The sequence below is a fragment of the Nocardia barduliensis genome (assembly GCF_013315795.1).
GTDB lineage: Bacteria > Actinomycetota > Actinomycetes > Mycobacteriales > Mycobacteriaceae > Nocardia > Nocardia barduliensis.
Window position 1 is genome coordinate 1 of record NZ_JABLTE010000023.1, and the last position, 12,824, is coordinate 12,824.

General features: G+C 69.3%; 11 protein-coding genes. 8 read left to right on the top strand and 3 right to left on the bottom strand.

Annotated features, from left to right (window positions below):
- The 5 genes from HOV91_RS12465 to HOV91_RS12485 form a co-directional block, all read left to right on the top strand.
- Positions 1-535 (top strand): thiamine pyrophosphate-dependent enzyme (locus HOV91_RS12465; RefSeq protein ID WP_246350025.1); only part of this gene is annotated, 535 nt, incomplete at its 5' end.
- A 59-nt stretch (positions 536-594) separates the two neighbouring features.
- Positions 595-1,254, top strand: a complete 660-nt coding sequence (locus HOV91_RS12470; RefSeq protein ID WP_174185535.1) for an SRPBCC family protein — start codon at positions 595-597, stop codon at positions 1,252-1,254.
- A gap of 8 nt (positions 1,255-1,262) precedes the next feature.
- The gene (locus HOV91_RS12475) at positions 1,263-2,297 is read left to right on the top strand and encodes a 3-oxoacyl-ACP synthase III family protein (protein ID WP_174185536.1); all 1,035 of its coding nucleotides are present in this window, start codon (positions 1,263-1,265) and stop codon (positions 2,295-2,297) included.
- Positions 2,294-3,328, top strand: coding sequence for an aminotransferase class I/II-fold pyridoxal phosphate-dependent enzyme (locus HOV91_RS12480; protein ID WP_174185537.1), 1,035 nt, complete (start codon positions 2,294-2,296; stop codon positions 3,326-3,328). The genes HOV91_RS12475 and HOV91_RS12480 overlap by 4 nt, the downstream gene beginning before the upstream one ends.
- A 98-nt stretch (positions 3,329-3,426) precedes the next feature.
- Positions 3,427-3,807: a cupin domain-containing protein gene (locus HOV91_RS12485; protein WP_174185538.1), complete on the top strand. Its 381-nt coding sequence runs from the start codon at positions 3,427-3,429 to the stop codon at positions 3,805-3,807.
- A 12-nt stretch (positions 3,808-3,819) separates the two neighbouring features.
- On the opposite strand, the gene HOV91_RS12490 is transcribed toward HOV91_RS12485, so the two are convergent.
- Entirely contained in the window at positions 3,820-4,227 is a 408-nt protein-coding gene (locus HOV91_RS12490; protein ID WP_174185539.1) for an SdpI family protein, read from the bottom strand.
- A 163-nt stretch (positions 4,228-4,390) separates the two neighbouring features.
- Between HOV91_RS12490 and leuS the strand changes: the two genes are divergently transcribed.
- Positions 4,391-7,237 carry a leucine--tRNA ligase gene (gene leuS / locus HOV91_RS12495; protein ID WP_174185540.1) on the top strand — a complete coding sequence of 949 codons (2,847 nt, stop codon included), beginning with the start codon at positions 4,391-4,393 and terminating at the stop codon, positions 7,235-7,237.
- A gap of 279 nt (positions 7,238-7,516) precedes the next feature.
- Here the strand turns inward: leuS and HOV91_RS12500 are convergent, their stop codons facing one another.
- Positions 7,517-8,206 carry an SDR family oxidoreductase gene (locus tag HOV91_RS12500; protein ID WP_174185541.1) on the bottom strand — a complete coding sequence of 230 codons (690 nt, stop codon included), beginning with the start codon at positions 8,204-8,206 and terminating at the stop codon, positions 7,517-7,519.
- Between the two features lie 226 nt (positions 8,207-8,432).
- On the opposite strand from HOV91_RS12500, the gene ggh reads away from it, so the two are divergent.
- Positions 8,433-9,770 carry a glucosylglycerate hydrolase gene (gene ggh, locus HOV91_RS12505; protein WP_174185542.1) on the top strand — a complete coding sequence of 446 codons (1,338 nt, stop codon included), beginning with the start codon at positions 8,433-8,435 and terminating at the stop codon, positions 9,768-9,770.
- A 67-nt stretch (positions 9,771-9,837) separates the two neighbouring features.
- Positions 9,838-10,578, top strand: a complete 741-nt coding sequence (locus HOV91_RS12510) for a glycoside hydrolase family 25 protein (RefSeq protein WP_174185543.1) — start codon at positions 9,838-9,840, stop codon at positions 10,576-10,578.
- A 123-nt stretch (positions 10,579-10,701) separates the two neighbouring features.
- On the opposite strand, the gene HOV91_RS12515 is transcribed toward HOV91_RS12510, so the two are convergent.
- Positions 10,702-12,762 (bottom strand): PhoX family protein, encoded by a 2,061-nt coding sequence (locus HOV91_RS12515; protein ID WP_174185544.1) that lies wholly within the window; start codon positions 12,760-12,762, stop codon positions 10,702-10,704.
- Positions 12,763-12,824: the final 62 nt, after the last annotated feature.

The following is a 12,824-nucleotide window of genomic DNA, read 5'->3' on the forward strand; positions in this document are numbered from 1 at the left end:
CGCGCCAACGCTCGGTCGGCGCGAAGCACTGCTGAGCGCGGCCTTCGCGCTGGACACCGGCTCGGTGTCGAGCCAGCTCGACGCGCACGTCCGCGCGTTCGGCGCGGGGATCGGGTCCGCGTTCGCGCGGCACGCGAAACCGGACGGCGTGCGGCGCACGGTGGTGATCGCCGGTGACGGCGCGTTCTACATGCACGGCTTGGAGCTGCACACCGCGATCGAGCACGCCTTGCCGGTCACCTTCGTCGTGCTGAACAACAACGCGCACGCCATGTGCCTGACCAGGGAGCAGTTGTACTACCGGGATCGCTACAGCTTCAACAGATTCCGTCCGGCATATCTGGGCGCGGGCGTGGCCGCGATGTTCCCCGGCCTGCCCGCGTTCTCGGTGCACACCGCCGCCGAACTGGCCGCGGCGCTGCGGCGCTGCCTGGAAACCGAGGGGCCGTCGTTCGTCTCGATCGACTGCGACCCCGACGAGATTCCCCCGTTCCTGCCATTCCTGACCACCATCGAGCAATCCCGGAACCCCTGATGAACGCCCGCTTCGCCGGCAACGGTGCCGCGCCCATGCCTGCCAAGAGGAGTACCAGCATGACCACCAGTTCCCTCCCCGCCCTCAGCGACATTCCGGAAGGCTCGTTGCCGGGTGTGCTCCGCATCGAGAACTCCGACAAGGACGCGACCGAGCCGATCATCGTGGACATGCTGCGGTCGGTATATCCGCACGACCAGATCTACGGCGAATACTGTCCGGTGCAGGGGTACATCGACGCGCCGCCGCGCGAAGTCTACGAATACCTCGCCGACCCCCGCTCGATGGAGGAGTGGACCTACGGCCTGCGCGAGTTCACCGAGACCGACGAACCCGGACTCTGGTCGGCCTACGACCGGCTCGGCGCGGAGACCAAGATCTACACCCGCACCGTCACCAACCCCGACGCGATGACGGTCGACTACCACTGCGCGTGGGATCAGGCGAAGCACCTGTGGATGATCTACCTGCTGCGCGTGGTCGACGCGCAGGTCGTGTTCGACAAGCCGGGTTCGGTGGTGCTCTGGGTGAATTGCAAGCACCCGTTCTACGACGAGAACCCTTTCCCCGAGACCGCGCCGCCGCAGCGGCCGGAGTGGGTCGGCGACTTCTGGGAGATGTTCTCGGCGGGTCACCAACTGGAGATGGACAACCTCAAGGCCATCTGCGAGTACCGGGCCGCGCACGGCCTGCCCGTCAAGCCCGACTGGATGAAGTGAGACCCGCCATGCATCAGAACACCTCCGGCCTGCCGCCGGTCAGCCTCGTCGACGTGGCCGGCTACCTACCCGGCGAACCGGTCGGCACCGAGTACTTCACCCAGTTCGCCCGCTCGGACCGGATGGCGAAGAACGTCATGTTCCGCGCGCCCAAGGGCCGCCACCACGTGGCACGCGGGGAGACCGCGGTGGACATGGTCGAACGCGCCGTCGCGCCGTTGATCGAACGCCACGGCGCCGATGCCATCGCCGAGGTCGACGTACTGATCACGCACACCCAGCTGCCGGACAATCCGGTGCTCGGCTCCGGGCCCGAGGTGGCGCGACGGCTCGGCATCCGTCCCTCGTTCGTCTACGACGTGCACAACAGCGGGTGCGCGGCGTTCGTGCACATGATGGCGATGGCCCGCATGGTTCTGCAGACCACCTCCGCCCGCACCGCGCTGATCGCGGCCACCCAGAACTGCGCGGGACCGGTGTTCACCCAGACCGAGATCCGCAAGCTGGCCCAGGCGCCGGTGCCCGGCGACGGGTGCGGGGTAGGACTGCTCCGCAAGGACGACAGCGCGCCGATTCTCGACATCGAAACCCGCACCTATCCCGAATTCGCCGGCGACATGGAGTTCTCCACCCACGGCGAGCGCAAGTACTGGGAGCCGGGCGAGGGCCAGGCGTGCGTCAGCTTCACCGAGTCCAAGGTCGCCAAGGTGTTCTCCCGCGGCAACCGGTTGGTTCCGGAAGTGGCCCTCGCGGTGTGCGATCGGATCGGCGTGCGGGGACGCGACGTCGACACGTTCGTCACCAACCAGCCGAACCGGCTGTTCCTGCGCAACTGGCGCGACGCGCTGGAGCTGCCGCAGCAGCGGCATCCCGACACCTTCGACTCCTGCGGGAATCTGTTCGCCGCCGGTATCCCGGTGACCCTGGACGTGGAGAACCGGGCGGGACGGCTGCCCAACGGATCGCTGGTCCTGATGGCGGCCTTCGCGCACGCGGGCGACTTCGCGGGCGCGGCCGCCGTTCGCTGGGGAGCCGCTCGATGAGTGTGCTCGTCGACGGCACCAGGCCGTCTCGCCGGCACCGGGCGGCCCGGGTCCCGCCGCGGTTCGACCTCACGCTGAGCGAGAATCCGTTCCCGCCGTTGCCTTCGGTGCTGCGGGCGGTGCACATGACGCTGGCGCACGCCAACCGGTATCCGGAGTTCCTGCCGCGCCGGCTGCCGTCGCTGATCGCCCGGCACGTGGGTGTGCGGGCGGATCAGGTGGTGGTCGGCTCGGGGGCGACCGGCGTGGCGCTGCAGATCATGCAGACGCTGGCCACGCCGGGATCGGAGATCGTCTACGGCGCGCCCACCTTCGACGGGTATCCGATCATGGCCGAGATGACCGGCGTCGAAGCCGTGCCGGTACCGCTGGACGCGGCGGGCAACCAGGATCTGCGGGCGATGCGCCGCGCCGTCGACCGGCGCACCGCCATGGTCGTGGTGTGCCGTCCGCACAATCCCACCGGAACGGTCATACCGGCCGACGAGCTGAAAACGTTCCTCTCCGACGTGCCCACCCGGGTTCCGGTGATCCTCGATGAGGCATACGTCGAATTTCTCGGCGCCGCCGAGTACGTCGACCCGCTGGCATTGATCGCTCGGCACCCGAACTTGCTCGTCCTGCGTACCTTCTCGAAGGCGTACGGCTTGGCCGGGCTGCGGATCGGCTACGCCTTCGGCAGGGCCGAACTGATCGCGCGCGTCGGCAAGCTGCAACTGCCCTTCGGGCTGGGCGCGGCGGCGGTGGCCGCGGTCGCCGCCTCCTACGCCGCCGAACCCGAACTCGCCGCCCGGACCCTCCGCATCACCGAGGAGCGCGACGCGCTCCGTGCCGCACTGGTGGCTCGCGGGTTCGCGATACCGCAGAGCCGCGCCAATTTCCTGTACGTGCCGGGCCCCGGCACCACCACCGTCCTGCGGCGGGCGGGCATCGCCGCGAAGTCCTACCCGGACGGCAGCGCCCGGATCGCCGTGGGCGATCCCTCCGCCGACCATGCGGTCCTGGAAGCGCTTCTGACGCACACCCCGTGACCGCCAGGGCGCAGTCGCGTCTCGACCGCACCGCCCAAGTCATATGCGGAGATCCGGGGACCTTGGGCCGGCCCGCGCCGAGGTGGTTCGATCGAGGGATGTGGCGCGAATTCGAGGTGAACGCGGCGCCTGCGCACGGCACCGCGAGTCGGGTGCTGTTCCGGTTCGCGGTGGGACGATGGGCGTTCATCCTGCGCCAGACGATCATCGAGCCGGGCGGCGGCAGCGGGTGGCACTACCACGACGGCACACTGTTCGTCCTGGTCGCCCGGGGAACCCTCGATCATCCCGGCGCGGACTGCGCGCCGGTCACCTACCGGCGATGGCGAGTCTTCCGGGAACCGAGCGGGCCGCGTCACCCGCACGTGGCGCGCAATCTCGGAACAGCGCCGGTACTGCTGTGCGTGCTCTACGTCACACCGGTCGACAGCCCGCTGTCCCGCAGCATCCCGCCACCGGAGTGCGCGCGAGCACGGTGACGCGCACCGACCTCAGCTCGCGGGCTGGCAGGCGTCGCGCAGCGAGCACGCACCGCAGGAGCTGCCGCAACCGCCGGTCGCGGGCGGCGGGGCGATGGCCTCGGCGGCCTGCGCGGCGGCGTTCGCGCCCGCGCCGAGGGTGAACAGCGCGACCACGGCGGCCCCGGCGGCGACCACGAGCGCGGCGATACCGCTGGCCGCTAACGCGACCAGACCGCCTGCGAACAGCAGCGCGCCTGCCGCGATCGACGTGGGCGCGGCGACCCGGTTGGCGACGCGGAACGTGTCGTCGGTGGCGAGCGCGGCCTCGGTGTGGACCCCGAAGAAACGATTGCGGGGCAACCGGCCGGTCAGCCCGAGTGCGCCGGTTGTGACGGCCACGACAGCCAGCACGAACAGGACGAGAGCGACGACGAACACTCATGCAGGCTAGCGCATCGGCGCCGCGCGGCCCCCGACGGGCGGGCCGTCGGCGAACCGGGATCAAAGTCCAGGCCAGCCCGATTTTCGGTCCTGCGGCGGGGACGTTCTACCCTGATAGACGAAGTTTGTCGGGGATCGGCGACCACAAGAAGGCAGGACCGTGCAAGACACACGCGCAACCGAAAGCGATGTACCAGAGCATCGGTACAACGCGGAGCTTGCCGGCCGCATCGAGCGCCGGTGGCAGCGGACGTGGGACGAGCGCGGAACCTTCCATGCGCCGAACCCGGTCGGGCCGCTGGCGGGCCCCACCCCGGCCGACAAGTTGTTCATCCAGGACATGTTCCCGTACCCGTCGGGCGCGGGCCTGCACGTGGGGCATCCGCTCGGCTACATCGCCACGGACGTCTTCGCGCGCTACCACCGGATGCACGGCCGCAACGTGCTGCACGCCCTGGGCTACGACGCCTTCGGCCTGCCCGCCGAGCAGTACGCGGTGCAGACCGGCGCGCACCCGCGCGACACCACCGAGTCGAACATCGCCACGATGCAGCGCCAGCTGGACCGCCTCGGTCTCGGCCACGACCGCCGCCGGTCGTTCGCGACCACCGATCCGGAGTACTACCGCTGGACGCAGTGGATCTTCCTGCGGATCTACAACGCGTGGTACGACACGGAACTGAACCGGGCCCGCCCGATCGCCGAGCTGGCGGCCGAATTCGCTTCCGGCGCACGGCCGGTCCCGGACGGCAAGTCCTGGGACACGATGTCGTCCGCCGAGCGCGGCGCGCTGCTGGACTCCCATCGCCTGGTGTACCAGACCGATTCGATGGTCAATTGGTGCCCCGGCCTGGGCACCGTGCTGGCCAACGAAGAAGTCACCGCTGAGGGCCGTAGCGAGCGCGGCAACTTCCCGGTGTTCCGTAAGCGGCTGCGCCAGTGGATGATGCGCATCACCGCCTACTCCGATCGGCTGGTCGACGACTTGGACCGGTTGGACTGGCCGGAGAACGTGAAGGCCATGCAGCGCAACTGGATCGGGCGATCCCGCGGCGCGCAGGTGAAGTTCGATGCCGACGGCGAGCAGATCGAGGTCTTCACCACCCGGCCCGACACCCTGTTCGGCGCCACCTACGTGGTGCTGGCCCCCGAACACGAGCTGGTCGACAAGCTGACAGCGGCCGCCTGGCCTGCGGGCACCGACCAGCGGTGGACCAACGAGGGCGCCGCCACACCGGCCGACGCCGTGGCCGCCTACCGCAAGTCGATCGCGGCCAAGTCCGATCTGGAGCGCCAGGAGAACAAGGAGAAGACCGGCGTCTTCCTGGGCAGCTACGCGATCAACCCGGCCAACGGCAAGGCCGTGCCGATCTTCATCGCCGACTACGTGCTCAGCGGCTACGGCACCGGCGCGATCATGGCCGTGCCGGGGCACGACCATCGCGACTGGGAGTTCGCCTCCGCCCTCGGTCTGCCGATCATCGAGGTGATCAGCGGCGGCGACCTGGACAAGGGCGCCCATGCCGGCGAGGGCGCGCTGGTGAACTCCGATTACCTCGACGGCCTGTCCGTCGAGGAGGCCAAGGCGGCGATGATCGCCAGGCTCGAAACCGACGGCCACGGTAAGGGCACCATTCAGTACAAGCTGCGCGACTGGTTGTTCGCGCGCCAGCGCTACTGGGGCGAGCCGTTCCCGATCGTGTACGACGAGCACGGCGCTCCGCACGCCCTGCCGGAGTCCATGCTGCCGGTGTCGCTCCCGGAGCTGGACGACTTCGCCCCGGTCACCTTCGATCCCGACGACGCGGATTCCGAGCCTTCTCCGCCGCTGGCCAAGGCCACCGACTGGGTGGAAGTCGAACTGGACCTGGGTGACGGGCCGAAGCGCTACCGCCGCGACACCAACGTCATGCCGCAGTGGGCGGGCAGTTCCTGGTACGAGCTGCGCTACGCCGACCCCACCAACGCGGAGACGTTCTGCGCCAAAGAGAACGAGGCGTACTGGCTGGGCCCGCGCACCGAGGTCGGCGGGGAGAACGATCCGGGCGGCGTCGACCTGTACGTCGGCGGCGTCGAGCACGCGGTGCTGCACCTGCTGTATGCCCGCTTCTGGCAGAAGGTGCTCTTCGACCTGGGTGAGGTGTCCGCCAGCGAGCCGTACCGGCGGCTGTTCAACCAGGGCTACATCCAGGCGCACGCCTACACCGACGAGCGCGGCACGTACGTGCCCGCCGCCGAGGTGGTGGAACGCGACGGTGAGTTCTTCTGGACGGATGCCACCGGCACCGAGATCCCGGTGTTCCAGGAGTACGGCAAGATCGGGAAGTCGCTGAAGAACGCCATCTCGCCGGACGAGATGTGCGATCTGTACGGCGCGGACACCTTCCGCTTCTACGAGATGGCGATGGGTCCGCTGGACACTTCGCGGCCGTGGGCAACCAAGGACGTCGTCGGCGCGCACCGGTTCCTGCAACGGGCCTGGCGCCTGGTGGTGCACGAGGAGACCGGCGCGCTGCGGGTCACCGACGCCGCGCCGAGCGAGGAGACGCTGCGCCTGCTGCACAAGACGATCGCGGGCGTGGACGAGGATTTCGCCGCGCTGCGCGACAACACCGCGGGCGCCAAGCTGATCGAGCTGACCAACCATTTGACCAAGAGCTACCCCGACGGCGCGCCGCGCTCGGTGGTGGAGCCGCTGGTGCTGATGCTGGCGCCGCTGGCCCCGCACATCGCCGAGGAGCTGTGGGAGCGGCTCGGCCACACCGCGTCGCTGGCGCACGGCCCGTTCCCGGTCGCCGATCCCGCGCTGCTGGTGGACGAGTCGGTGGAGTACCCGATCCAGGTGAACGGCAAGGTGCGCAGCCGGATTCAGGTGCCCGCGGACGCCGACAACACCGCGATCGAGTCGGCCGCGCTGGCGGACGAGAAGATCGCCGCGCTGCTGAACGGGGCCCCGCCGCGCAAGCTGATCGTGGTGCCCGGTCGCCTGGTCAATATCGTCGCCTGAGGCGTTCCGGTCACCGTGAGCGACGCGCCCGCGGTGACCGGGTCGGCATTCGGCGCTCGTCCGCACCCGATCCGTTCGTCCGCTCGAACCTCCGCGTCGGGAAGCGGCGGGCTCGATGGGAACCCGGACTCGCGTCGGGCGACGGCCGGCCGCGACGGTGAGCAGACCTCGCACGCCGCCCAGCGCGTCGAGCACGCGCGCGCGGAAGCCGCCTCCGCACCGAACTGCCGGTCCACCCGCCCACGGCGAGCAGCTCGCGCGGGCATGTGGTGCCGGTGATCAGTACGGCCGGAGCACGATCTCGGTGGGATGCGCGTCGCGTGGGGTATCGATGGCGCAACGCACGGTGGAAGCAACCGTCTCGGGAGTGAGGAACTCCTCGGCCCGGTACTCGCGCCCCTCCCCCGCGATGATCTCCCGCTGCATATCCGTGTCGATACGCCCCGGATGGATCGAAGTCACCCGCAACCGCGGCTCCTCCAGCCGCAGCGCGTCACCGAAGGCGCGCAGCCCGAACTTGCTCGCCGCGTAGGAGGCCCAGCCTGCGTTCGCGCGCAGCCCCGCCCCCGAGTTGATCAGCACCACGTGGCCCTCGCCCGCGCGCAGCGCGGGCAGCAGCAACCTGGTGAGTTCGGCGACCGCGATCAGATTGGCTTCCAACGTTTTCCGCCATTGCTCGACGGTGGACCCCGCGATGGTGCCGAGATCGGCGATGCCCGCGTTGTGCACCAGCACGTTCAGGCTCCGGATCGGCGCGACCGCCGCGGCGACCGCGGCGTAATCGGTCAACTCGACCGGCCAGCCCTGCGCGTCGGGCAGTTCCGCCAGCATGCCGCGCAGCGAATCCGTCGAGCGCGCGCCGAGCAGCAGGTCGTGCGTGGGTGCGAGCTCGCGAGCGATCGCGGCGCCGAGGCCGCGGCTGGCGCCGGTGATCAACGCGGTCGGTTTGGGGATCGCGGCCGAAGTCATGGCCCCACCGTAACCGGCTGTGTGAGTAAGGCGTAAAAACCGATAGCACTGGACGAATGACTGGCGAAGCAGGCTAAATCGACCGAGAATCTCGAGCAGCGAATCACGGACGGGGCATTCGAGAGTGAGAACCGCCGAACACGAACCGGCCACGGGCCGATGGGATGGGGACGAAACAGACTCCGCTGAGCGGGCATATCTGCGGGTGACATCGCAGAATAGGGGGATGGCACATCCGGGCTTCACTCCGACCCAGCTCGCGGCCCGCGCTGCCTACCTGCTGCGCGGCAACGACCTGGGCACGATGACCAGCGCGGCGCCGCGGCTGTACCCGCACATGTGGAGCTGGGACGCGGCATTCGTCGCGGTGGGGCTGGCGCCGCTGAGCGTGGAGCGCGCGGTGATCGAGCTGGACACCCTGCTCTCGGCGCAGTGGAAGAACGGCATGATTCCGCACATCGTCTTCGCCAACGGCGTGGACGGCTACTTCCCCGGCCCGGCCCGCTGGGAGTGCCGCAAGCTGGCCGCCGACGCGCCGGACGGCCCGGACACCTCGGGGATCACCCAGCCGCCGGTGCACGCCATCGCGGTGCAGCGGATCTTGGACCACTCGCGCAGGCACGGCCGCAGCACCAGGGCGGTGGCCGAGGAGTTCCTGAACCGGCGCTGGCCGGATCTGGTGCGCTGGCACCGCTGGCTGGCGCACGCGCGCGATCCCAAGGAGACCGGCCGCATCACGCTGTACCACGGCTGGGAGTCCGGGATGGACAACTCGCCGCGCTGGGACCGCGCCTACGAGCACGTCATCCCCGGCGACCTGCCGCCCTACCGCCGCGAGGACGTGCTGGTGGTCGCCGACCCGAGCCAGCGCCCCACCGACCGCGAGTACGACCGTTACCTGTGGCTGGTCGAGCAGATGCGCCGGGCGGGCTACGACGACTACCAGCTGGCCTCGACCATGAGTTTCGCCGTCGAGGACGTTTTCGTCACCGGCATCTTCGCGCTGGCCTGCGAGGTACTGGCCAATATCGGCGAGGAGTACAAGCAGCCCCTCGCCGACGTGCGCGATCTCTACGCGTGGGCCGACCGCTTCCGCGCTGGCGTCGTCGCGACGGCCGACCCCCGGACCGGTGCGGCCCGCGACTTCGACGTGCGGTTGCAGCGCTGGATCAACACCGAGACGCTCTCGATGTTCGCGCCGCTGCTGTGCGGTGGACTGCCCCGCGACGCCGAGCGCGGCTTGCTGCGGTTGTTCGAGGGTCCGCGCTTCTGCGGGCATCCGGATCTGCGCTACGCGCTGCCGCCCTCGACCTCTCCGGTGTCCAAGGACTTCCGTTCCCGGGAGTACTGGCGCGGGCCGGTGTGGCCGGTGATGAGCTGGTTGTTCTCCTGGGTCTTCGCCAGGCGCGGCTGGGCGGAGCGCTCGTTCATGCTGCGCGCCGAGGGCTTGCGCCAGGCCAGCGACGGCAGCTTCGCCGAGTACTACGAGCCGTTCACGGGCGAGCCGCTCGGCAGCATGCAGCAGTCGTGGACGGCGGCGTCGGTCCTGGATTGGCTGGGGTGAGCACCCGCGGACACACCCCATTGGTCACACTGGTAACAACTAGAGCAAATGGCTATCGTCGTCCGGCATGGACACCTGGAGGTCGACCATCCGCCGCGCCGCGGCGCTGTCACTGATCACGCTGTCCGGCACCCTCGTCATCGCGCTGCCCGCGGCCGCCACGCCGACCGGCCCGGATGTCTCCTCCTGGCAGCACACCGGCGGCAGCCCGATCGACTGGTTCGCGGTCAAGCGTTCCGGCCACCACTTCGCCATGGTCAAGGCCACCGAGGGGCTCAGCTACGTCAACCCGTACTTCGTGCCCGACAGCCTGCTGATGCGCGCGGCCGGTCTGGCACGCGGCACCTACCACTACGCCCGTCCCAACCTGCCGCCCGAACCGCAGGCCGCGATGTACGCGGCGGTGGTGCTGGGACAGAACGGACCGCTCGACCTGCCGCCGGTCCTGGACTTGGAGGACTCCGGCGGTCTGGCCCCGGCGGCCCTGATCGACTGGACCCGCCGCTACCTGACCACCGTGCGGGCGCTCACCGGCCGCGTCCCGATCGTCTACACCTATCCCAACTTCTGGCGCACGGCTATGGCGGACACCAGCGAGTTCTCCGAGTACCCCCTGTGGATCGCCGACTACCGCGGCAACGCTCAACCCGAGGTCCCGGGCGGCTGGCCCGCCTGGACGTTCTGGCAGACCACCGACAGCGGCAGCATCCCCGGCATAGCGGGCCGCGTCGACCTCAACGTATACAGCGGCGCCCAAGGCGATTTCGCCCGGTACGCGAACATGAGCGGCGTCACCGGCAGTGGCTGACCACCCGCCACAGGAGTGGAGCCGCTACCCGCCCAGTCGAGTAGCGGCTCCACCCGCGGGAAGAGCCGCGGAGGATGGTCGGCCGTGGTTGCAGGGGGCCGGTGGGGCGCCGCGGCTGTGGTCTCAGGCCCCGATGCGGCCGCCGGCCTTCTTCCACACCGCCACGACCGACGCGCGCGGCTGCGACGTGCCGCCGTCGGGCCAGTGCGACAACGGGTTGTCGGGAGTGGCGTCGTCGGCCTCGCCGGGGTGCTGCACGCATACCAGGACGCGGGACTCGGTGACCACAGGGCCGCAGGTCTCCGCCCCACGGGGAACAGTGAGGAACTGTTTGGTCTGGCCCCGATTCGGGCCGTCGAGCACCACCGAGAACAAGCCGTCGTTCGACTTCAGCGCGTTGCCGTCGGTGGAGATCCACAGGTTGCCGTACGGGTCGAAAGCCAGGTTGTCCGGGCAGGAGATCGGGCTGACCTTGGACTTGTCGTATCCGGCGAAGTAGGTGTCCGCCGCGGCGGGATCGCCGCAGACCAGCAGCAGCGACCAGGTGAACGTGGTGCCGGTGTGGTTGTCGTCGATCTCCAGGACCTGGCCGTTCTTGTTGAGCTTGCGCGGGTTCGCCTCGTCCGGGCCCTGCTTGCCCTCCGCGCCGCGGTTGTCGTTGTTGGTCAGCGCCACGTACACCTTGCCGGTGTAGGGGTTGGCCTCGAAGTCCTCCGGGCGGTCCATCTTGGTGGCGCCCACCTTGTCGGCGGCCGAGCGGGTGAAGACCGCGACCTCTTCCGCGCTCATGCCCTCGACCAGCGACTTTCCCTTGCCGTCCGCGCCGGTTTCCAGCAGCGGGATCCACTGGCCGGTGCCGGTGAAGCCCTTGTCCGACGGCTTCGCGCCGGTGCCGTCGATCTTGTCCGGATGATCGCCGGTGAGCTTGGCGACGTACAGGGTGCCCGCGTCCAGGATTGTCAGGTTGTGCCGCATGCTGGCCGCGCCGGTGCCCGGCTGGATCTTGCGCGAGGACACGAACTTGTACATGTAGTCGAACTTCTCGTCGTCACCGGTGTAGGAGACGACGTCACCGTTCTTCGTGACGTAGATGTTGGCGCCCTCGTGCTTCAGCCGCCCCATCGCGGAGTGCTTGATCGGCGTCGAGTTCGGATCCCACGGGTCGACCTCCACCACGTAGCCGAACCGGTTGGCCTCGTTGGGTTCCTGGGCCAGGTCGAAACGTTTGTCCGCGCGCTCCCACTGGTTGGCGGTCTTGCCGGTGGGGAACCCGTAGCGCTTGATCCGGGCGGCGGCGGCCGGGTCGGTCACCTTGTCGCCGTTGGCGAAGTAGCCGTTGAAGTTCTCCTCGCCGGAAAGAACCGTGCCCCATGGCGTGACGCCACCGGCGCAATTGGCAATGGTGCCGAGCACTTTCGTGCCGGTGGGGTCGGCCGAAGTCTTCACGAAGTCGCTGCCCGCGGCGGGACCGGTCAGCTGGAACTCGGTGGTCGCGGTGATCCTGCGGTTGTACTTGCCGAAGGCGGGGACCAGCTTGCCCGAGCCGGGTTCACCGTGAACCTCGACGACGGTCAAGCCGTGGGCGGCCATGGTGATCGCGAGCTGCTCGTCGGTCGGCGCGTCCTTGTTGTAGCCCCGGAACATGTGCGGGCTGGTGGTGTACTCGTGATTGACCACGAGCAGGTATTTGTTGGCCTGGCCTTCGATCGGCAGCAGCGCGGCGAAATCGTTGTTGTAGCCGAACTGCTTCGCCTGGGCGGCGGCGGTCTGCTTGTCGAAATCGAACGCGGGCGCGTCCGGGAACAGCGGATCGCCCCAGCGGATCACGACGGACTGCTCGTAGCCGTCCGGGATCACCACGGCGTCTTCCTTATTGGGCGCCACGGCGGTGAAATCGGTGCCGGTTCCGGGCGGGCCCGCGGGCGACACCGCGGCGGCCGGTTCGCTGTCGTCACCGCAGGCCGCGAGCACGCTGCCCGCGCCGACCGCGAGCACGGCGGCGGCGCCACCCTTGATCAACCCGCGCCGGTTCAGCGAGCTGACGATGTCACCGAAGTAGGCGCCCGCGGAGGTGTTCGGCGCTTCGTGGAAGCACGCGTTCGCGCACTTGTACGCACAGGTGACGGCGGCGCGCGACGACTGTCCGTCGTGCTGAACGAAAAGGGGGAGTGGCTGCAGACTCACGGTGACTCCTGGGTTGGGCCGACGGCCGCACGGTAAACCATCCGGACCATCCCGAATAGACG

Coding starts and splice junctions, on each gene's coding strand:
- HOV91_RS12470 (WP_174185535.1), top strand. CDS start 595: ATGACCACCAGTTCCCTCCCCGCCCTCAGCGACATTCCGGAAGGCTCG.
- HOV91_RS12475 (WP_174185536.1), top strand. CDS start 1,263: ATGCATCAGAACACCTCCGGCCTGCCGCCGGTCAGCCTCGTCGACGTG.
- HOV91_RS12480 (WP_174185537.1), top strand. CDS start 2,294: ATGAGTGTGCTCGTCGACGGCACCAGGCCGTCTCGCCGGCACCGGGCG.
- HOV91_RS12485 (WP_174185538.1), top strand. CDS start 3,427: ATGTGGCGCGAATTCGAGGTGAACGCGGCGCCTGCGCACGGCACCGCG.
- HOV91_RS12500 (WP_174185541.1), bottom strand. CDS start 8,206: ATGACTTCGGCCGCGATCCCCAAACCGACCGCGTTGATCACCGGCGCC.
- ggh (WP_174185542.1), top strand. CDS start 8,433: ATGGCACATCCGGGCTTCACTCCGACCCAGCTCGCGGCCCGCGCTGCC.
- HOV91_RS12510 (WP_174185543.1), top strand. CDS start 9,838: ATGGACACCTGGAGGTCGACCATCCGCCGCGCCGCGGCGCTGTCACTG.